Annotated in this window: 26 protein-coding genes; 13 read left to right on the top strand and 13 right to left on the bottom strand. The window is 64.3% G+C overall.

The window, feature by feature from the left end:
* Positions 1 to 7: 7 nt before the first annotated feature.
* Complete coding sequence (locus G6P99_RS30860; RefSeq protein ID WP_029085423.1) at positions 8 to 682, bottom strand: methyltransferase family protein; 675 nt, start codon at positions 680 to 682, stop codon at positions 8 to 10.
* Between the two features lie 169 nt (positions 683 to 851).
* Between G6P99_RS30860 and G6P99_RS30855 the strand changes: the two genes are divergently transcribed.
* The gene (locus G6P99_RS30855; RefSeq protein WP_029085424.1) at positions 852 to 1178 is read left to right on the top strand and encodes an ArsR/SmtB family transcription factor; all 327 of its coding nucleotides are present in this window, start codon (positions 852 to 854) and stop codon (positions 1176 to 1178) included.
* Entirely contained in the window at positions 1178 to 1618 is a 441-nt protein-coding gene (locus G6P99_RS30850; protein WP_029085425.1) for an SRPBCC family protein, read from the top strand. The genes G6P99_RS30855 and G6P99_RS30850 overlap by 1 nt, the downstream gene beginning before the upstream one ends.
* A gap of 4 nt (positions 1619 to 1622) precedes the next feature.
* Here G6P99_RS30850 and G6P99_RS30845 read toward each other — a convergent pair whose 3' ends face one another.
* Together G6P99_RS30845 and G6P99_RS30840 are read right to left on the bottom strand one after the other, a co-directional pair.
* Entirely contained in the window at positions 1623 to 2084 is a 462-nt protein-coding gene (locus G6P99_RS30845) for a hypothetical protein (RefSeq protein ID WP_165124523.1), read from the bottom strand.
* 265 nt (positions 2085 to 2349) lie between these two features.
* Positions 2350 to 2664, bottom strand: coding sequence for a Kazal-type serine protease inhibitor family protein (locus G6P99_RS30840; RefSeq protein ID WP_029085427.1), 315 nt, complete (start codon positions 2662 to 2664; stop codon positions 2350 to 2352).
* A 232-nt stretch (positions 2665 to 2896) separates the two neighbouring features.
* Between G6P99_RS30840 and G6P99_RS30835 the strand changes: the two genes are divergently transcribed.
* From G6P99_RS30835 to G6P99_RS30820, 4 genes are all read left to right on the top strand, one after another.
* Complete coding sequence (locus tag G6P99_RS30835) at positions 2897 to 4552, top strand: fumarate hydratase (protein WP_165124520.1); 1656 nt, start codon at positions 2897 to 2899, stop codon at positions 4550 to 4552.
* Between the two features lie 9 nt (positions 4553 to 4561).
* Positions 4562 to 5236 carry a DUF429 domain-containing protein gene (locus tag G6P99_RS30830; protein WP_029085429.1) on the top strand — a complete coding sequence of 225 codons (675 nt, stop codon included), beginning with the start codon at positions 4562 to 4564 and terminating at the stop codon, positions 5234 to 5236.
* 158 nt (positions 5237 to 5394) lie between these two features.
* Complete coding sequence (locus tag G6P99_RS30825) at positions 5395 to 5937, top strand: hypothetical protein (RefSeq protein WP_156929166.1); 543 nt, start codon at positions 5395 to 5397, stop codon at positions 5935 to 5937.
* Positions 5938 to 5962: 25 nt separating this feature from the next.
* On the top strand, positions 5963 to 6544 hold the full coding sequence (locus G6P99_RS30820; protein ID WP_029085431.1) for a hypothetical protein: 582 nt from the start codon (positions 5963 to 5965) through the stop codon (positions 6542 to 6544).
* Between the two features lie 82 nt (positions 6545 to 6626).
* On the opposite strand, the gene G6P99_RS30815 is transcribed toward G6P99_RS30820, so the two are convergent.
* The 4 genes from G6P99_RS30815 to G6P99_RS30800 all read right to left on the bottom strand — a co-directional run bounded on the left by G6P99_RS30815 (position 6627) and on the right by G6P99_RS30800 (position 10017).
* Complete coding sequence (locus G6P99_RS30815) at positions 6627 to 6923, bottom strand: hypothetical protein (protein ID WP_029085432.1); 297 nt, start codon at positions 6921 to 6923, stop codon at positions 6627 to 6629.
* Between the two features lie 179 nt (positions 6924 to 7102).
* Positions 7103 to 7657 carry an inner membrane-spanning protein YciB gene (locus G6P99_RS30810; RefSeq protein ID WP_029085433.1) on the bottom strand — a complete coding sequence of 185 codons (555 nt, stop codon included), beginning with the start codon at positions 7655 to 7657 and terminating at the stop codon, positions 7103 to 7105.
* A 57-nt stretch (positions 7658 to 7714) separates the two neighbouring features.
* Complete coding sequence (locus G6P99_RS30805) at positions 7715 to 8290, bottom strand: hypothetical protein (RefSeq protein WP_029085434.1); 576 nt, start codon at positions 8288 to 8290, stop codon at positions 7715 to 7717.
* Between the two features lie 323 nt (positions 8291 to 8613).
* Positions 8614 to 10017: a carotenoid oxygenase family protein gene (locus G6P99_RS30800; RefSeq protein WP_029085436.1), complete on the bottom strand. Its 1404-nt coding sequence runs from the start codon at positions 10015 to 10017 to the stop codon at positions 8614 to 8616.
* Positions 10018 to 10129: 112 nt separating this feature from the next.
* Here G6P99_RS30800 and G6P99_RS30795 point away from each other — a divergent pair, with 112 nt between their 5' ends.
* Positions 10130 to 10852, top strand: a complete 723-nt coding sequence (locus G6P99_RS30795) for a TetR/AcrR family transcriptional regulator (RefSeq protein ID WP_029085437.1) — start codon at positions 10130 to 10132, stop codon at positions 10850 to 10852.
* Positions 10853 to 10874: 22 nt separating this feature from the next.
* Here G6P99_RS30795 and G6P99_RS30790 read toward each other — a convergent pair whose 3' ends face one another.
* Complete coding sequence (locus G6P99_RS30790; protein WP_029085438.1) at positions 10875 to 11477, bottom strand: hypothetical protein; 603 nt, start codon at positions 11475 to 11477, stop codon at positions 10875 to 10877.
* 164 nt (positions 11478 to 11641) lie between these two features.
* Between G6P99_RS30790 and G6P99_RS30785 the strand changes: the two genes are divergently transcribed.
* Positions 11642 to 12313 carry an SET domain-containing protein gene (locus G6P99_RS30785; protein WP_035978651.1) on the top strand — a complete coding sequence of 224 codons (672 nt, stop codon included), beginning with the start codon at positions 11642 to 11644 and terminating at the stop codon, positions 12311 to 12313.
* 91 nt (positions 12314 to 12404) lie between these two features.
* On the opposite strand, the gene G6P99_RS30780 is transcribed toward G6P99_RS30785, so the two are convergent.
* A complete protein-coding gene (locus tag G6P99_RS30780; protein WP_029085439.1) occupies positions 12405 to 12695 on the bottom strand; it encodes a DUF6522 family protein in 291 nt (96 codons plus the stop codon).
* Positions 12692 to 13117 carry an RrF2 family transcriptional regulator gene (locus tag G6P99_RS30775; RefSeq protein WP_029085440.1) on the bottom strand — a complete coding sequence of 142 codons (426 nt, stop codon included), beginning with the start codon at positions 13115 to 13117 and terminating at the stop codon, positions 12692 to 12694. Before G6P99_RS30775 ends, G6P99_RS30780 begins: the two co-directional genes overlap by 4 nt.
* An 84-nt stretch (positions 13118 to 13201) precedes the next feature.
* Between G6P99_RS30775 and G6P99_RS30770 the strand changes: the two genes are divergently transcribed.
* Positions 13202 to 13663, top strand: a complete 462-nt coding sequence (locus G6P99_RS30770) for a group III truncated hemoglobin (RefSeq protein WP_165124517.1) — start codon at positions 13202 to 13204, stop codon at positions 13661 to 13663.
* Positions 13660 to 13818 (top strand): hypothetical protein, encoded by a 159-nt coding sequence (locus tag G6P99_RS30765; protein ID WP_165124514.1) that lies wholly within the window; start codon positions 13660 to 13662, stop codon positions 13816 to 13818. The genes G6P99_RS30770 and G6P99_RS30765 overlap by 4 nt, the downstream gene beginning before the upstream one ends.
* Positions 13819 to 13877: 59 nt before the next feature.
* Here G6P99_RS30765 and G6P99_RS30760 read toward each other — a convergent pair whose 3' ends face one another.
* Together G6P99_RS30760 and G6P99_RS30755 are read right to left on the bottom strand one after the other, a co-directional pair.
* Positions 13878 to 14276, bottom strand: a complete 399-nt coding sequence (locus tag G6P99_RS30760; protein ID WP_029085442.1) for a hypothetical protein — start codon at positions 14274 to 14276, stop codon at positions 13878 to 13880.
* A 33-nt stretch (positions 14277 to 14309) separates the two neighbouring features.
* Positions 14310 to 14534, bottom strand: coding sequence for a hypothetical protein (locus tag G6P99_RS30755; protein ID WP_029085443.1), 225 nt, complete (start codon positions 14532 to 14534; stop codon positions 14310 to 14312).
* 94 nt (positions 14535 to 14628) lie between these two features.
* Between G6P99_RS30755 and G6P99_RS30750 the strand changes: the two genes are divergently transcribed.
* The 3 genes from G6P99_RS30750 to G6P99_RS30740 all read left to right on the top strand — a co-directional run bounded on the left by G6P99_RS30750 (position 14629) and on the right by G6P99_RS30740 (position 16920).
* Complete coding sequence (locus tag G6P99_RS30750; RefSeq protein ID WP_029085444.1) at positions 14629 to 15453, top strand: helix-turn-helix domain-containing protein; 825 nt, start codon at positions 14629 to 14631, stop codon at positions 15451 to 15453.
* 62 nt (positions 15454 to 15515) lie between these two features.
* Positions 15516 to 16181: a DsbA family oxidoreductase gene (locus tag G6P99_RS30745; protein WP_029085445.1), complete on the top strand. Its 666-nt coding sequence runs from the start codon at positions 15516 to 15518 to the stop codon at positions 16179 to 16181.
* Positions 16182 to 16281: 100 nt separating this feature from the next.
* Entirely contained in the window at positions 16282 to 16920 is a 639-nt protein-coding gene (locus G6P99_RS30740; RefSeq protein ID WP_029085446.1) for an NIPSNAP family protein, read from the top strand.
* A gap of 262 nt (positions 16921 to 17182) precedes the next feature.
* On the opposite strand, the gene G6P99_RS30735 is transcribed toward G6P99_RS30740, so the two are convergent.
* Positions 17183 to 18490 (bottom strand): glycosyltransferase family 4 protein, encoded by a 1308-nt coding sequence (locus G6P99_RS30735; protein ID WP_198031306.1) that lies wholly within the window; start codon positions 18488 to 18490, stop codon positions 17183 to 17185.
* Between the last annotated feature and the right edge of the window lie 968 nt (positions 18491 to 19458).

The following is a 19458-nucleotide window of genomic DNA, read 5'->3' as shown; positions in this document are numbered from 1 at the left end:
TCGTTCCTCACCACAGCCCGGGCACGAGGCGATAGCGCACCCGTGCCGCATAATCGGCATAGCCTGACAAACCCGCCACCAGCGTGCGCTCCTCGATCCCGGTGCGGATCGCGAACATCGCGAAGAACACCGGCACGAAGGCAAGACCCCACCAGGAGCCGAGCATCAGCGGCACGCCGATGAAGAACAGCATCACGCTCGTATACATGGGATGGCGGACCAGCGCGTAGGGACCGGTCGAGATCACCTGATGGTGGCGCTCGGTCTGCACCTTCACGACCGGCGCGGCGAACGAATTGGTGCGGAACACCCAGAGGATCAGCACGGTCGAGACCAGATACAGCACAAGGCCGAGCACGATCAGCGGCGCGCCGGCATTGGCGCCGCCAAAGCGCCGGTCGAGGCCCATAGCCACGAACCAAAGCACCGCGACGGCGACGAACACCAGCATGAAGCGCTTGTCCTCGGTGGGCTGGCCCTCACGCGCGGTGAGACGCATGCGCTCGGCCAGCAGCCCGGGATCGACCCTGGCGAGCCACAGCCCGCAGGCGGGCCCGATCAGCGCCGAGGCGATCAGATAGCTCCACGCGCCGGGCCAGTGCAGCGTGCCCGCGAAGCAAAACAGCAGCGCGGCCATGGCGATGACGAAGAATGTGTTCTGCAGGAGGAGCTTTGCGATCATGGGCGGCTCCGCGGCGATTCCGATCGCGATTATCGCACTGTTTTCGCGGCCGACATGCGACCGCAGCGATCAACTTTCAGAGCAGGCGAGGCGTTCCTGCGTCGTGACCGTGTTGCCTCTGCATTGGCTCAAGGTTGACATTTATATAAGCAATTGCTTATATATTTCCATGACCGCCGCCATGCAGCTGACCAATGTGCTCAAGACCCTCGCGGATCCGACGCGGCGGGCGGTGTTCGAGCGGATCGCACGGGAAGGCGAGGTGGCCGCGACCGGACTGGTGCAGGGCTCAAAGGTGTCGCAGCCGGCGGTGTCGCAGCATCTGCGCGCGCTGCGCGATGCCGGCCTCGTCGCCGAGCGGCGCGAGGGCCGGCACATCCATTATCGCGTCGCGCCGAAGGGGCTCGGCCCGCTGATCGACTGGCTCGGGCACTACGAGACGTTCTGGGCGGAGCGCTTCGCAAATCTGGAGAAATTGTTGAAGGAGAGTGAGTGATGGCTGAGACGCACGCGATCACGGTCGAGAAGGTGCTGCCTTACGCCGCCGACAAGATCTGGCGCACCCTGACCACGAGCGACTTGCTGGTGAAATGGCTGATGCCGAACGATTTCGTTGCCGTGGTCGGACACCGGTTCAATTTCCGCACCAGGCCGATCGGCGACTGGGATGGCGTCGTGCATTGCGAGGTGCTGGATTGCGATTCGCCACGCCTGCTGCGCTATTCCTGGAAGGGCGGCGCCGACACCAATCCGGAATACGGCTCGAAGCTCGACTCGGTCGTCACCTGGACGTTGACGCCGGTCGAGGGCGGCACGCAGGTCCGCATGGTGCATGACGGCTTCGTGTTCCCCGGCAACCGCTACGCCTTCGACATGATGAGCCCGGGCTGGGGCAAGATCGTCGATGCGATCGGACGCATCGCCGCCGAAGCCTGACGGCTCACTCGTTGTTGCCGCGGCGGACGGTGATCGAGGCGTCGGTCCGGTTGCGCGTGCATTCCAGATTGAGGCGGCGATAGCGCATCGTGATGGTGTTGCCGCGGAGGATTCCCATGCGCTTCAGGCAGCGCGAGGTGCCGGTCACCGCGTCGTCCTTCGGCACGGTGAAAACTAGCGCCGTGGCCGAGCCGACCAGGTTGAAGAACTCCGGCTTCATCCTGCGATCGGTCTTGGCATAGAGCTCGATCGAATAGTCCTTGCCGCGGCAGCCGAGCGACAATTCCTTGGCCGCCGGATGTGTGAGGTAGGTGATGTTGGCGGCCGTGAAATTGACCTTCAGCCCGTCGATCTGGCCGGCGAGCTGCTTGGCGATGTCTTGGCAGGGATCGGCATGAGCTGGCGCCGCGGCGAAGGCTGTCGCCAGCGCCAACGGCGCGGCCGGCAGAATGGAGCGGATGCTCAAAGGCAAGCGTCGGCGCAACGGTGCTGTCACGAAATACCCCCGCGATGCAAAAATACGTGGAGGTACATGCAGGCTCCCGCGGAGCGCGTCAATATGTGCGGTGACCGCGGGAGCGGTCACGCAGGACCGTCTGGCGCCGTCCGCCTAGCCAGGCGCCTTGTACTTGCCGTTGTGCTTGGACACTCCGGCGGCCTCGCGCCTGCAATCAATTGCCGTTGGCAGTGCCTTTCCGTTCCCCGAAAAGACCGGCGGCTAGCCACCTGCCTTAGGACGCGCACTTCCCATCCCGCGCCTTGGACGCCCAGGCGGCCCGGCGCTCGCAATCATTGCCGTAGGTCTTGCCGTCGCAGCCGCAGACCGGCCGGAAAATCTTGTTGCAGATCGTCGGGCGGAAGGCGCAGGTGCCGGTCTGATCGAAGCGGCCGCAGGTCCCCGGCTTGAACTGGCAGAACTTGCCGGTGCCGCATTGCAGCCCGGCGATGCCGCCGCACGTCTTGCCGAGGCGGGCTGCATCGGCGCCGGTCGGAACCGCCATCAACAAGGCCAGCGCCGTGAACCAGACGAAAAGCGCTGTCTTCATGATGGCCTCCTTGCGGCCTCGTTGGCCGTCTCGGTATTTGCTCGGCGTTGTCGCAACCTGAGATTACGGCGCGATGAAACATAGCACGCGGATTGCCGTTTCAGCGCATGGCTGGACGGCGGCCGGCTTCCCTTTCCTTTGTCCGAAAAAGGCTTAGAACGGCTCTACATTGCCGGCGGCCCTGCGGCCCGACCGGCTTTTCGAACCGACGCGCAGCCCAAACGAGCAGCTCATGAACGCCCCCACCGCCTTTCCCGACCAGCAGAAGCCCGTTCCGCCCTACAAGCACACCCCGCTGTTCCCGCTCGGTACGGACACCACGCCCTACAAGAAGGTGACGAGCGAAGGCGTTCGGGTCGAGAAGGTCCTGGGCAAGGACATGCTGGTGGTGTCACGCGAGGCGCTGCGGGCGCTTTCCGAGGCCGCGTTCGGCGAGATCAATCACTATCTGCGGCCGGGCCATCTGAAGCAGCTGCGCTCGATCCTCGAGGACAAGGAAGCCAGCGACAACGACAAGTTCGTCGCCTTCGACTTCCTCAAGAACGCCAACATCGCGGCCGGCGGCGTGCTGCCGATGTGCCAGGACACCGGCACCGCGATCATCATGGGCAAGAAGGGTTTTAACGTCATCAGCGACGGCGACGACGAGGCGGCGCTGTCCGAAGGCGCGCGCGACGCTTATCTGCGCCGCAATCTGCGCTATTCGCAGGTGGCGCCGCTGTCGATGTATGAGGAGAAGAACACCGCAAACAACATGCCGGCGCAGTGCGAGATCTACGCCGAGGGCGATGACGCCTACAAGTTCATGTTCATGGCCAAGGGCGGCGGAAGCGCCAACAAGAGCTTCCTGTTCCAGGCGACGCCCTCGGTGCTGACCAAGGACCGGCTGCTGGCCTTCCTGAAGGAGAAGGTGCTGACGCTCGGCACCGCGGCCTGTCCTCCGTACCACCTTGCGATCGTGATCGGCGGCACCTCCGCCGAGCTCTGCATGAAGACGGTGAAGCTCGCCTCGGCGCGCTATCTCGATGCGCTGCCGACCCACGGCTCGGCCGACGGCAATGCGTTCCGCGATCTCGAGATGGAGCAGGAAATCCTCAAGATGACGCAAAGCTTGGGGGTCGGAGCGCAGTTCGGCGGCAAATATTTCTGCCACGACGTCCGCGTGATCCGTATGCCGCGCCACGGCGCCTCGCTGCCGATCGGGCTTGGCGTGTCCTGCTCGGCGGACCGTCAGGTGCTCGGCAAGATCACCAAGGACGGCGTCTATCTCGAGGAGCTCGAGCACAACCCGGCGCAGTATCTGCCCGCGGTCGAGCAGTCGCTCGGCGGCGAGGTCGTCAAGATCGACCTCAACAAGCCGATGAAGGACATTCTCGCGACGCTGTCGCAATATCCGACCAAGACCCGCGTCTCGATGACCGGCACCATGATCGTGGCGCGCGACTCCGCCCACGCCAAGCTGCGCGAGCGGCTGGAGAAGGGCGAGCCGCTGCCGGATTATTTCAAGAACCACCCGGTCTACTACGCGGGCCCGGCCAAGACGCCCGAGGGCTACGCCTCCGGTGCGTTCGGCCCGACCACGGCGGGACGCATGGACTCTTTCGTCGATCAGTTCCAGGCCGCTGGAGGCTCGATGGTGATGGTCGCCAAGGGCAACCGCGCCGTCGCGGTGCGCGAGGCCTGCAAGAAGCACGGCGGCTTCTATCTCGGTTCGATCGGCGGTGCCGCGGCGAACCTCGCCGAGCACTGCATCAAGAAGGTCGAGGTGGTCGAGTATCCCGAGCTCGGCATGGAAGCGATCTGGCGCATCGAAGTGGTCGACTTCCCGGCCTTCATCATCATCGATGACAAGGGCAACGACTTCTTCAAGGAACTGAACCTCGGTTGAGGATCCGGGTTGAGGGCAACAGGCCTCGACGGATTCTCCAGGGGCTGGGTCGCCGTCAGCATCGACGGCGACCGGCGCACGATTTCCTTTCACACTGATATTGCGGACGCGCTGGCGCGTCCGTTCGATCGTGCCGGGATCGACATCCCGATCGGCATGACTGATGACGGCGAGCGCGCGTGTGACCGTCTCGCCCGCGAGCGCCTGCGTCCGCACACCTCGCGCGTCTTCACCGGGGCACGGCGCTGGCTGTGGGAGGAGTTTCGCGATCCCGACGTTGCGAACCAGGAGGCGTTGCGGCGCGGCCAGACCCGCGTCTCGCGGCAGCTCTGGCATCTCGGCAACAAGATCATGGAGGTCGACGCGTTCGTGCGCGCGAACGCCGCGCGCGACATCCGCGAGGTGCATCCCGAACTGGTGTTCCTGCGGCTGAACGGCGGCACGCCGCTGCCCCGCAAGAAGTCGGAGGAGGGCGATGCACTCCGTTGCAGGCTGCTTAAGCGCGTTGGCTTTCGCGACATCGATCGCTGGCTCACTGAGGCGCGGATCGGCACCGGGGCTAAGCGCGACGATGTGCTGGACGCCTGCGCGGTGGCGCTCGCCGCGTGCGAGCCTTGCGGAAGCGTTCCGGAAGGGACGCCGCCATTGGATGCGCACAGAGTGCCGATGCAGATCTGGTTCTAGCGTCAAGCCCGCGCCGTATCGCTGCTGTTAACCACGCTGCGGCGACTGCGACGTTCTGCCACGCGCGGGGTTGTGGGGCGCGAGCAAAGCAACCGATTTCGGCCAAGGACCCTTAACGTTTGTCGTCGACCCTCCGCGCTCATCCAAGGGTAGTGGGCGTGGATGACATGACACATTCGGCGATACAGCGGATTGGACGCGCGGCGCTTGTGCTCGCGGCGCTCGGCCTCGCCGGCTGCAACAAGGAGCGGCCGCCCGGCGTGTACGATGTGAGCGTCAGCGAAGCCTATCGGCGCCTGTTCAACGACAAGCTTGCCGACATGGTCTACGCCAAGCAGTGCGGAATTCTGGTCCATGTGACGCCGTCAGGCATCCCGGGTTACGAGGTCACCTGGCGGGTTCACAGCAGCGGCCGCGAGGTCGTGCGATTCACCGCAGTGCTGACGGCCTTCAGCGAGAACCAGACCAAGGTCGAGATACGTATGCCTTCGGCCGGCAACGGCGAGGCGTATGACGGGTCGCAATCCTACAGGCGGCCGGCCTTCCAGCAGCCGCTTCGTCCGGCCGTGCAGGAGCAGGTCGCCGCGATCCTCGAAGGCCGCAAATTCGACGTCCAACGCGTCGGGCCCGGGAAGGACAAGATTTGCCAGGTGCAGCGCGCCGGGCTCGAGACGGGCCTGGTGTTCCGCGTCGACGATTAATGGAAATCAATAAAGGGAGTTGACGATGAAGTTTGCTTTCGGTGCATTTCTCGTGGCCTGCGTCGTGGGCTATCTGTACTACATCTTTCCAAACCCCGCGGATGGCACGGTCTATCCCGTGCCGATCACCCAGGCGCGGCAGGACCTCGCGAAGGCCGAGCTGCCGCCCTTTGTTTTCGGCAGCCAGTCGCTGGACGTGGTCCGCAACATCGGCGACGCGCAGGTTGTCTGGATCGTCCGCAGGAAGAGCGAGGAGTTGTTCCGCTACACTGCTGAGCTCTCGGCTGAGGAGAAGGGCGCTGCGACCCGCGTCAAGCTGAGGCTGGACGGCGCCAAGGGGCGCACCGAGGACTATGCCAAGAACCTCGCGGATAACCCCAAGATCCGGGACCTGTATCTCGTCGCGATGCAGGAGCGTGTCGCTTCCACGCTCGAGCGCCGGCAGTTCGAGATGTCGCGCATCCATCCCGCAATGGCGGCCGCGGCAGTGGCGAACATGGGCAATATACGGAAATCGGCGGACGAGGCAGCCGCCGCAGCCGCGGAGATCGAGCGCAGCACCATTCAAAGGGCCTATCGTAACGAGCCCGCCAGCGTCCGCCGCTGAGAGCCGAAGCGCGCTGAGATCAGGTTGAATCGTCAGTGCGCTTCGGCTTCTTGTTTGAGCTGGTCGGCGTGTGGACCTGGCGCTACGCCCGGGTGCCAGTGAAGGGGAAGCTGCCCATCGGGCCGATGCCCATCTCGCCGGCGATGCCGTCGCCGGAAACCTTGCCGGTGAATTCGAGCGTCAGCGGCATCGGGTTGGTGATGGAAACCTTCCAGGTGACGTTGTCGCCGTTCACGGAGCCGTCGAAGATCTCGGTGGAATTGCCCTCGGCGCCCTGCGTGCCGGTGAGCGTGCCGCCCGAGCTCGCCAGCGACAGCGTCGCCTTGCGCTCGCCCATCGGCGTCGTCATCGTCAGATTCCAGTTTCCGTCCACCGCCATTGATATGTCTCCCCTCATGGTAAAAGCGTTTTCAAGCGAAGTGGGTACCGGTTCGCGTGAAGAAAACGCGTCAAACAAGAACCTGGAGCATTGGCTCTGACGCAGTCAGAGCCGGTGCTCCAGGGCGTGCGCGGGTATAGCTCATCTTGCCGCGCGCGCCTAGTTCGCGGCTGCGGCGATCAGGCGCGGGCGGCGGCGCGCAGCCGGCTTCCGACCAGGAAGCGGAAGGCGACGTACTGGATCGCGAAGGCAACGATCTTGGCGCCGAGCAGCACCACCGACACGTAGAACGCCCACAGCTTCATGTCGCCGGTCGCTGCGATCGCGATGGTGCCGGCGGCGAGCACGAACATCAGCACGGCCCAGGCATAGCCGGCGAGGGTGGCGTATTCCGGAATGGTCTCGGTCACGATCGGCGGCAGATAGCGCAGCATCCAGCCGCGCTTGAGCATGATCGCGCCGATCGCGATGTGGCCGATCGCGGGCTTCGCCAGCACGAAGCGCGGATCGTTGGTCAGCAGCGTCGCGCTGCCGAGCACGATCACCAGCGCGAGGCTTGCCCAGGTCATGTAGCCGAGCGCCTGTCCCTTCACGCGCGCATAGACCACTTGCGCAATCGCGCCCGCGATCGCAACGCCGGTGGCGATCAGGACGTTGTCGGTGGCGAGATAGACCACCAGGAACACGATGGTGGAGAGAAAGTCGCTCGCAAGCCTGGCAAATACGCTCTTCATCGTCGTGGTTTCCGTTTCCTCGGGCGGGTGATTGTTCTGGTGTTGTTATAGCAGCGTTCAGTGCGACGGCAGCGCGCGAGCCGGCGGTGCGCCGTACTTGGCCGCGCGATATTGCGGATACCAGCGGGTGAAGCACACCGCGGCGTTGCGTGCGGCGAAGGCGATCAGCAGACCCGTCCACAGCGGCAGGGCCGGCACGTAGAGCACCGCGATGTTGCCGATCAGCATCAGCAGCGTCGCGGCAGCCCAGGCACCGGTGATCAGGTAGTTGGCTTGGGTGAAGCCGGGCAGCTTCGCGATCTCGGCCGCGACCTGTTCGAGCGCGTATTGCCGCGTGAAGGGATGGCCGATCAGGATCGAGAACAGCGTCACCAGCAGCATGCCGGCATCGACGGCAATCTTCACGGCGATGCTGCTCGGCGTCGCGTCGATGAAGGTGAGGTAGCAGCCGACCGCGGTGAACACGATCACCGAGCCGACGCCGAGGATCTTGATGCTGCGGCCGCGCGCGATATCGGAGGCGATGACGACAAGGCAGATCAGCGCGGCACAGAGCAGGCTCAAATTGGCCGAGGCCACCAGCATCAGCGTGGCGAAGGCGCCGTAGGGAGCGAGGATCAGGAAGATCGTCATGGTCGGCCTCATCCGGCTAATCTTTACATCGTAAAGATACCCTAGAGGTGGGCGAGGGAGGCGTCAAGCGAAATCTTTACAGTGTCAAAATCGTGAGATCGTAGAGAAAACTTGAGTATTTTCAATTTGATGTGCTGGTGGTGCCGCTTGGCGCACGCTTTCTGCCGTCGTGGCCGGGCATAGCTGTCCGAAGGACGGCGTCGCTTCCGCTCGCCTATGTCCCGGCCATCCACGTCTTTCATTAAGGAGCTGAAAAAGACGTGGATGCCCGGGACAAGCCCGGGCATGACGCGTGGAGGAATGGAGGCTCTCGGACGCGCGGCTTACTCCGCACCCACCCAATTGCCGTGGAATCCGTCCGGCACCCGGTGACCAAGATGGACCAGCGCCGTCGGGCCCGCCTCGACATTTTGCGCGTTGAACACGGCGAGGTCGCTGCGATTTTCGCGGGCACGCCAGACCGCGGCGAGCAGCCAGCCGTCGCCCTCGGCGGCGCCAGAGTGGCGCTCGACAAAGACAGGCTCGGAGATCGTGTCGCCGGCGGGCAGGAGATAGTGGCCGAGCCGCTTGCCATGGCCGTCGACATGTACGACGCCCGACAGCGCACCGAACATCGGCAGGTCGGGATTGGCGCAGGCGTACCAGCCGTGATTGCTGATAAGTCCCGCGCGGCGATCGTCGACGCGGGGGAATTCGCCGGTGAGGTCGTCGAGATAGGTCTGCGTGAAGCGGTCGGTATTGCCCGAGAGATCGAAGGTCCAGCGGCAATAACGCGCGCGGTTCTTTTTCGGGTCGGTCGGCGAGCCGTCGGGATGGTTGAACAGCGGCGCCTCCTCGAACTGCATCACGTCGGCAATGATGCGGTTGCCGTCCTCCCAGGCGTTCATGACGTGGAAGACGTAGCAGCTCTCGGCGCGGAACCAGATGATGTCCTTGGATGCGCCGCTGCGCTTCATCACGCCGACATAGGCGCCTTTCTCCGGCTCCCAGGCGTAGGGCGCCTGTCCGCGCATCGCGCGCTGCATGCTGCCGGTGATGGGGAGGATCGGAAACAGCACATGGTTCTCGGTGACGATGAAGTCGTGCACCATGCTGGCATAGGGCGCCTCGAAGCGCTCGAACCGCGTCACCACGCCGGCTGAACTGACCGAGCCGAACGACAGCGCGGGCGTCAGGGGGCCAGCGGCGTTGTAGCCGAAGAACACCAGCTCACCGGTGACCGGATCGATCTTGGGATGCGCGGTGAAGGGGCCGGAGATCGCGCCCTTGTAGTCGCAATAGCCGGTGCGCTTCAGCGTGTCCGGCTCGATCTCGGTCGGCAGATGGCCTTCCTCGAGCGCGAGCAGGCGGCCGCCATGGAAGATGATGTTGGTGTTGGCGACGCCGCCATCGGTCGGTGCGGACGCCGGCGCATCCGGCAGCTTGCGGCCGAAGCCGCCGTACAGGGCGCGGCCAGCGTCGTGCTCCGCCTGCCATTTCGGGGTGCGGACCCAACGGTTGCGGTAGCTGGCGCGGCCGTTCTCGAGATGGAAGGCGTGCAGCATGCCGTCGCCGACGAACCAGTGCGCGCCCGGCGCGTCGAACTGCGGATTGGGGCCGTTGCGATACAGCGTGCCGTTCAGCTCGCGCGGCAGTTCACCGGTGATCTTCAGGAACGGCGCATCGGCCTCGAATGGGATCGGCGCCAGATTGGTCCGCACGGCATTTGATGTCACCTGATCGAGCATCCGCATCTCCTTCCTTCATGATCTTTACATCGTAAAGATATCAGTACGAGTGATGTGGCCGATCGTCAAGCAAAATCTTTACAGTGTAAAAATTGCGACATATAAGAGCCGCATGACAAGATTATCCAAGGAAAACAAGGCCGCTCGTCCGACACCGACGCGCACCCGCAGGGTTGCGCGTGCAACCGCTGACCGGCCGGCGCGGCGCCGGGCCAATGACGCGCCGTATCATCACGGCGATCTGCACGAGGCGCTGCTCAAGGCGGCCGAGCGCGTGCTCGAGCGTGACGGGCTCCCGGGGCTGACATTGCGCGCGGTGGCGCGCGAGGCCGGCGTGTCGCATGCCGCGCCCACGCATCATTTCGGCGATCTCACCGGTTTGCTCAGTGAACTCGCTGCGATCGGCTTCCGGCAGTTCGGCGAAGCGATGGCGGCGGCGAACGCGTCCGCAGCGACGCCGCCGGAGAAGGGAATGGCGAGCGCCAAGGCTTACGTCGCCTATGCGCAGGCGCATCCAGGAATGTATGGGCTGATGTTCCGCAGCGAACGGCTGGATTACTCGCGACCATCGCTGCATGAATCGTCCGAAGCCTCGTTCGCAGGATTGGCCCGCGGCGTCGGTGCCAGCCGGCATGAGGAGATTTCCAGGGATTCGCTTTCGCTCGAGCAGGCTGCCGCGATCGCTTCCGCTTGGTCGCTGGTGCATGGCTTCACCATGCTGCTGCTCGACGGACGGCTCTCCAAGATTCTGAACCTGTCGCCCGAAGGAACGACCCCGGAGACGTTGCTGATCGCGATGCTGCGGTTGGCCTCAAGCCGTCCGCCGCGGCCGTAACCGATGTCGCCCCGGTAGCGTGCTAGCGCTTGGTGAGCGACGTGCTGCGGCCGCTCTGGCCGATCGTCTTCACCTGATCCGCGCCGCATTTGAAATCGCGGGCGAAGTCGTCGGCGGCCTGGCGCGCCAGCTCGTTGGCGTTGGGATTGGCCGCGACGTCGACATAGGCGACGTGACAGATCTCGCCAGGCGGGAGCCGCGTCACGGCGAGCATCGCCCGTGAGACGGGACCGCCTCGCTTGTCCTGCTCGCTGTTGTCGGCAATCAGCCAGCGCTGGATGATGGCAAAAGGCTTGCTGCCGGCTGCACGCCATTCGACGGTGTCGCCGCTCGAGCTGAATGGGCCGAACCAGGCCTGCGCCGCCGGTTCCCTGGCTGCCGCCTCGCGATTTCGGCCGACCGAGACCACTTCGCGCAGATCGCCCTCGCTGATCAGCACCACAAGGCCGGATTTCCCCGGGCAGACCCTCGTGGTGCTGCCGTCCTCCTCGCTGGGCTTGCCGATCATCCGGCAGGCCTTCGGCGCGGTCGAGGTGTAGCTGCTGCTGATCGCCTCAGAGCCAGCCTGACCAGGATTTGCGCTGGCAAGCGCCATAATGGCTGTTGCAAAAGCAAGGTATTTCATCAGGGGAGACTTACGATCCACGTTACTTTGTGTCTGACATACGCAATCTGGGGAAGGTTCAACAGACACGCGGGAAACACCTGACAGACGCGCGGAATCGTCCTAGAAGGGCGGCTTCGCAACTTTTGTCACGTGCGCCCCAGCGTGCCGTAACCTCGATCGTCATGCCCACGATATCATCCAACAAGCCTTATCGCGTCGGCCGTTCCCGTACCGGCCTCGGCCTTTTCGCCACCAAGCCGATCAAGAAAGGCGACAAGATCATCCGCTATTTCGGGCCGTTGCTCGACTCGAAGAAAAAGGATGAGGACGCGATCGAGAACAAATATCTGTTCGAGCTCACCAACCGCTGGACCATCGACGGCTCGATCCGCGAGAACCTCGCCCGCTACATCAACCACGCCTGCCGGCCGAACGCGGAATCCGACGTCCGCCCACGCAAGCGCAAGGTGTTCATCCGCGCCATCAAGAACATCGAGCCGGGCGACGAGATCAACTACGATTACGGAACCGACTATTTCAAAGCCTATCTGAAGCCGATCGGCTGCAAGTGCGACGCCTGCGAGAAGAAGCGCAAGAAGAAGCGCGCGGAGGCGAGGGCGGAGCGGCTGCGGCTGAAGGAAAAGACCGAGCGCAAGGCCCAGCGCAAGGCCGAGAAGCTTGCGGCGGAGAGGGCGAAGGCCAAGAAAAAAGCCGCGCCAAAGGTCAAGCCAAACGGCGCCAAGGCGAACGGCAAGCTGAATGGCAAGCACCTGAACGGCCATTCCTATATGAAGGCTGCCGGCAAGAAGGGCGTCGCTTCGAAGCGTGGTGACGCGCGGGCGCTCTCCGCCTGACACCGGTCTCCGGAATGAGACCGTGTGCCCAAATGGCGTGGTCTCTTTTGGCACGCGCGATGTCCGCTTGTCCGTAGGAGTGCAACAATTCTTAGCCGCCGGGCTTGCGCGCCGATGCCGGCAGCGGGGCGTCGCCGAAATCGAGTGTTGAGCGTTGGACGATCGTGCCGCGCTCGTCGATGACAAGGCGCAAGCGGCGGTGTTCCGAAAAGAAGGTCAGCCGATGCCGGCCCGCATCGGCGTCGACCCCGCGTTCCGACAGCGTCGTGATCTTTCCGGATTGCATCTTGGCTTGCAGCAACGGCACGGCGATGCCAAGCCCCTCGGCGACGACGTTGGCATCGACCTCGAACGTGCCGTCAGCGAATGCGATTCCTGTCATGACGCCCTCGCGGGCTGTCGCGGAAAGTAGGTGCAATCCGCCAACGTGCTGCCATCGAGCTCGCGCATGAAGGCCTCGCGCGCCGCCGCAAGCCTCGCCTTCAGCCGGCAGCGCGGCAGCAGCACGCAATCGCCGCCATCATCCCTGAAACATTCGACCAGTGCGCTGTCGCCCTCCAGCGCGCGCACCACCTCGCCGAGGGTGATCGCCTGCGGCGGCCGCGCCAGCGCAAACCCGCCCCCGACGCCGCGCTGGGTGGTGATGAAGCCGGCCTCGGCGAGGTCGCGCACCACCTTGGCGAGGTGATTGCGGGAAATGCCGAATTCGGCCGCGATCTCGCTGGTGGCGAACGACCGGTCCGGCTCGCCGGCCAGCCGCATCAGCGCGCGCAGGGCAAAATCCGTGAACGACGTCAGGCGCATGGGAGGCCCTCGAAAACAGAACTTGGCAGGGCTGATATAGCCCGCTAAATGGGTATTTGAAATACCTATTTATGGAGGCCCGCCATGACAGGGGCAGAACGGCGCGAGCAGATCACGGCCCAGATCGTCGAGCGGACCGGGATCACTGAGGCGATGATCGAGTGCCTCGTGCACGGCTTCTACGCCAAGGTGCGCCGCGACCCGATGCTGGCGCCGGTGTTCGACACCAGGATCCGCGATTGGGACCCGCATCTGGAGCAGATGTGCGCGTTCTGGTCCTCGGTCGCGCTGATGACCGGGCGCTATCACGGCACGCCGATGGTCAAGCATGTGCCGCTGCCGGTCGATGCCGCGCATTTCGACCGCTGGCTCCAACTGTTTGAGGCAACGGCAGCCGAGCTGTGCCCGTCCGTGGCGGCGGAGCATTTCATCGACCGCGCGCGGCGCATCGCCGCCAGCCTGGAGATGGGCGTCGCCAGCGGGCAAGGCGTCATGCTCGGGGTGGGAGAGCGATACAGGCGAAACGAAGCAGGAGCAGTGCAATGAGGAACAGGGCGAAAGCGATCGCGCGTGCAATCGACAGGACGGAGTTTCAACAGGATCAGCCCAATCCGTTTTCAGGCAGCAGCCTCGTGCCGATGCTGATCATTGGCCTGGCGCTGACCTTTGCGGGCATGATTGCCGCAGTAGCTCTGAGCTGACGACCGGGAGCGGCCGCCGCGTTTGCCGCGACGGCCGCTCGTCACGTCTTCCATTCGGCTTACGCCGCGACAGTCTCGCCACTGCGGCGCAGCCCGACGTATTGCAGCTCGGCGAACACGCCGGTGGCGATCGCCTGGGCGAGGATCATGATCGTCCCGAGCAGGTTCGGCGACACCGCGCCCGAGAGCAGCAGCGCGATGCTGGCGAGCGTCCAGGCTGCGTTGCCCATGACCACCAGCATCACCACCGCTTTCGGCACTGAAGTGCGCGTGCCGAGCCAGCCGACCAGCGCGGTGTAAGCGACCAGGAACAGCCCGGTCTCGCGCAGCAGCGCTTCGGGCAGACCGAAGAACGACGCCAGCGCGCCGGCATCGAGCACCATCGCGACGGCGGATACGCCGCTGAAGATGGCGTCGGCGAGCAGGGCGCGGCGCAACAGCTGGGACGAATGGATCATGGCAGGTTCTCCTCTGGTTGGGGATCGGGTTGGTCAGCGGAACAGGGACTGCAGCTGGCGCCACAGGCGGAACGGGCAGAGTGCCTTGCCGACCCTCATCTCGACCGCATAGACCTGCGCGAACATGAACAGGCCGGTCGCGTGCACGAGCGGCTGCGGCATGTTGAGCGAGCGCGCGACGAGCCAGGTGGCCAGATGGATCAGCCACGGGATCAGGACGGCGAAGGCGCGGATAAGGGACAGCATCAGCATGGTCATCTCCTGTGCCGTGGAAGATGAGCCGGCCCGCGCGCCAATTCGATTACCCCGGACGTAATGGAACGACCGAATTTCGCATGGTAGGTTTTGCACCATGAACGCACATGCATCCTTGGCGCGAGCCGAGCCCGCAAAACCCGTCCTGATCGGCGAGCACCTGCGCGAGTGGCGGCAGCGCCGTCATCTCAGCCAGCTCGACCTTGCCGTCGATGCCGAGATCTCGGCGCGGCATCTGAGCTTCGTCGAGACCGGACGCTCGGCGCCGTCGCGCGACATGGTCCTCAAGCTGGCGGAGCGCCTCGACGTGCCCCTACGCGAACGCAACGTGCTGCTGGTCGCCGCGGGTTTCGCCCCCGCATTCCCGCAACGCCCGCTGGACGATCCCGCGCTGAGATCGGCGCGCGAGGCGATCAACCTGGTCTTGAAGGCGCATGAGCCGCATCCGGCGCTGGCCTATGACCGGCACTACAATCTGGTCTCGGCCAACCGCATGGTGGCGCCGTTGCTCGAGGGCGTGCCGCAGCGGCTGCTCGGCCAGCCCTTCAACATCCTGCGGCTCGCCTTCCATCCGGAAGGGCTGGCGCCGCGTACCGTCAACCTGCCGGAATGGGCCGCGCATCTGCTCGAGCGGCTGCACCGCCAGTGCGAGGCCACCGCCGATCCGGAGCTGCTGAAGCTCTATCAGGACCTGAGGTCCTACCCGATCCCGGCGCGCTCGGCCCCGATCGCTCCCGACAACAATGTCGCGCTCCCGTTCAAGCTGCGCCTCAATGGCGAGATCCTGAGCTTCATCTCGACCACCATGGTGTTCGGCACACCCGTCGATATCACGCTGCAGGAACTGGCGCTGGAGACCTTCTTTCCGGCCGATGAGCTGACCGCCGAGCGGATGCGGCAGATGGCAGCCAGTATGAAATAGCGGCTTGTCTCGGGGCACTTTCGGCCTACCTTTGCGGTTCCATCTCCGCCGGGAACCCCGCAATGAGCGACCTGAAGCCGCTTCGCCTCGATATCGTCTCCGACGTCGTTTGCCCCTGGTGCTATATCGGCAAACATCGGATCGAGGATGCGCTCAAGCTGGTGCCGGATGTGCCGGTCGAGGTGCACTGGCGGCCGTTCTTCCTCAACAACTGGGTGCCGCGCGAGGGCATCAGCCGCGACGAATATCTCACCGCCAAGTTCGGCTCGGTCGAGGCCTACAAGGGCATCGCCGGCCGCGTGGTCGCCGCCGCCAATGAGGAGGGGCTGACCTACCATCCCGAGCTCGTCAAGCGGCAGCCCAACACGATCGACTGCCACCGCCTGATCCACTGGGCCGAGGCCGAGGGCAAGGCGGCCGAGATGAAGCAGCGGCTGATGGAGCTCTATTTCCGCGACGGCGGCGATCTCACCGACATCAACGTGCTGGTGCAGGCGGCAGCCGATGTCGGGCTCGACGCCGACGACGTCCGCAAGCGCCTTGCCACCGACGAGGACACGGCCCTGGTCTCTGCGCAGGCCCAGGAGGCCGCCGAGAAGGGCATTTCCGGCGTGCCGACCTTCGTGTTCGCGCAGAAATACGCGGTCTCCGGCGCCCAGCCGGCCGAGCAGCTCGCCCGCGCCATCCGCGAGGTCTCGGCCGAGATCAACGCACAGGCGGCCGAGTAGTCCGCAATCCCTTTCGAAAGCCTGGCTCACGCCGGGCTTTTTCGTCTTGCCCATTTCATCTTGCCCGCACGATCGATCGGGAACAATCAGGGAGACAACCATGATCTATGAGCTGCGCACCTACACGGTACGTCCAGGGACTGTCGGCGAGATGGTGAAGGCGGCGAGCACGATCTCGCGCGATATCCGCGGCGACAATTTCGGCAAGCTCGAGGGCTACTGGATCACCGAGATCGGTCCGCTCAATCAGGTCATGCACATGTGGAGCTACGCCGATCTCAACGAGCGGAGCCGGCTGCGCGGAGAGCTCGCGAAAAATCCGCGCTGGACCGGCGAGTACATCCCGGCGATCCGTCCGCTGCTGGTGCGCCAGGAGGTGCGGCTGCTGAATGCGATCATCCCGCCGGTGACGCCGGCGACGACAGGCAACATCTACGAATTCCGCAACTATCGCGCCAAGCCGCTCGGCGGCGTCAAGCAATGGCTCGATCTGATCACCGGCGTGCTGCCGGAGCGCGAGAAATATTCCAAGATCGTCGGCCTCTGGCACACCGATTCCGGGCAGCCCAACGAGGTCTGCCATATCTGGGCCTATCCCGATCTCAACGCCCGCGCTGCGGCGCGCGGCGGGGCGATGAAGGATCCGGCCTGGCTGGAATTCCTCAGCAAGGGCACGCTGCTGCTGGAAGAGATGCACTCGACCATCATGCTGCCGGCGCCGCACTCGCCGTTGCAGTGAGGGCCGCGATCATCCGCGGTCGTCCTGCCGGGCACGCAGGCAGAAGGCCCCACCCGATGTTTCCATCGGATGAGGCCTTCCAAGCAAGGGCGCGCGCCGCCTGAGAAACAGCGCGCTGCAACGCTAGTCGGGCCAGCTGACACCAACCTGACAGCGGGAGCCAATTGTTTCCCGGTGTGTCCGGATGGCTAGGAAAGGGTAAACCGTTCGCGGTCGCGAATGCGGCCACCGCGATGCGCCATTGCTCGAGCCAGCCGCCGGATTACGATTTGCTCGCGGAAGGCGTCGCTTTCGGTTTTGACTGCAGGGTGAGGACACCGCATTTGGTCAGAACCATCACCGTTCGTTCCACAGATTCACCGGGTACGTTGGGCATGTGTCGGATCAGGTCCGACATCGACAACGACGGGCCATGCTTTTCAAAGGTGCCGACGATCTCGTCCACAACCTGCGGCCTGGCAACTACCTGAGCGGCCCGCGCGATACTTTCGGCGGAAAGCCTGCGTTGCACTTCCTTGCGGTCCACGCCTTCGCCCAGCGCGAATACGCATGCGCCGTCGAGCGTTCGCGTCGGATAGGAGTTGAACATCGTGAACGGATTGAGCCGGTCCGGCCGGATTGCTCCTGCCGGCACGGTGCCTTCGACCTTGCTTCGCCTGCGCGCTCCGAGTTCGGTCCAAAGCTGTGCGTACAGCTTCATGATCTGCGACCAGTCATAGTGATCGCGCGCGCGCTTCTGCCCGGCTGCTCCCATCTGCCGCCGCAGGTCGGGATTGGCAAACAGCGTCGAATAGGCGGTCGCGGCGGCGGGGATGTCGACTGCGATCATCTGGCTCGTGAGGGCGGTATAGGTATCGTAATTGTCGAAGCCGAAGTCTGCCCGCTCGACGAGGAACTCGGCCGAACCTGGCGGCAAAGTGAGGGTTGGCACCCGGAAGCCGTCGGTACCGTGACGAATGGTCTCCTTGTAGCCGTTCCAGTCCGACACCACGACCGGCAGGCCCGAGGCCATCGCCTCGACCGGCGTGAGGCCGAACGTCTCCTGAAAATTGTCGGCGAGCGAGGTGAAGATGTCGGCCGCCGCCCATGCGGCCTTCAGATCCTTGGCCTTGCGCCCGTCGACGAAGATGCGCCGCAGAGACGGGCCAAATTGGGCGCACTCGCGGACATAGAGCTCCTCGGTGGCGTCGCGGCTGAACCAGCCGGCCAGCACCAGCACGACCTTATGTCCCTTGCTGGCCTGTTCCGCCGCCAGCAGCATGGGAACGTGGTGGGCCTTGGCATGGAAAGACAGGCGTCCGACGTAAAGCAGGACGATCTCATCGTCGTCGATTCCCAACATCTGCCTGGCGCGTTGCCGTTCGCCTTCGCGAAAGGTGAAGTCGGCGCAATTGACCCCGAGCGGGATCACCGGAAGCTGCGGTATCGGCATTCGGCGCGCGCCCAGCCTCGCCTTCAGGAATGCGGCCTGCGCCTTAAGCAACTGGTCGACGCTCTTGTGCACTGCAAGAGAGGTGCAAATAACCGCATCCCAATGCTCGAGCGGACTGAGCGGCATCGACGACAGCATCCCCATCGCAACATGGGTCATCGTCGTGTGCGTGATGCCGCACAGGCTATAGGCGCGAGGCGAATGCCGCGCCCGCCGCCAGGCGTACGGGCCGAGGCCGGGGTCGGGTAGATACAGCAGCCCTGGTTCGCCAAGACGTCGATGCGCCGGCGGCGGCAGCCATTCGATGGTGGTGGTATCCGATCCGGAACGCCTTATATCGGTCGCGAACTGATCGACAAATTCCCGCTTTGGTGTGTAGCAGAACAGCCGTTCCGGTTTCTCGCGCGCCAGCGCCTTGAGAAATCCCGCTCCGGCAGCCTGACGTCCCATGATGCGCTTGTCGCCAAGCGAGTAGGCTTCGGGGAGATAGAAAATCGCGGCTGGGGGAAACGACATCGGAGCATCCAAAATCAACAATACCGGAGATTGATAGCAGGTGGGGCGGTTGCAGTGGAACCTGATTTCTTTTTTCCGTCACCTTGAACCTGCAACCTGAGGGCGATAGCGCGCCCGGCGAACGCCGTGTTAGCGTAACGGCGTATTTGAGAGGTTCGGCCCCCGTGGCCGGCATCGTTTGGGTTGGCTTCGATTTGTGGCCGCCCTCGCTTTTTTTAGCGGCTCGACGAAGAGCCTGCATATTGACGGAGATTTTTCATGGTCGGCCGCGACACGGCAGTTTGTTGATCAGCGCAAATGTGAGCGCGACCACAGTGCCCGGCGGCGAATTCCCCTATTGTTAGTCGGCGAGGCGGGGTCCGGGACCCTTCTTCCGAGCCTCTATTTGGTGTTTTGAGCCGGGGCAGGCGGCCTCGCAACTCCGGCTTCTGGTGCCAAGCGCCGGTCGCCTATCTCTACGGCCGGCCTTGGAAATTAAAGCAGGTGATTTTCGATTGCATTGAACCTTGCAACCATCGCCGATACCAAAACAGTTGGATGCTAGGTCAACGCCTTGTTTGAAGACCGGCCTTTCGAGGCCATTTCGTCCC

Source organism: Bradyrhizobium sp. 6(2017) (genome assembly GCF_011058295.2).
Lineage (GTDB): Bacteria > Pseudomonadota > Alphaproteobacteria > Rhizobiales > Xanthobacteraceae > Bradyrhizobium > Bradyrhizobium septentrionale.
This window is presented reverse-complemented; position numbering and strand designations above follow the sequence as displayed.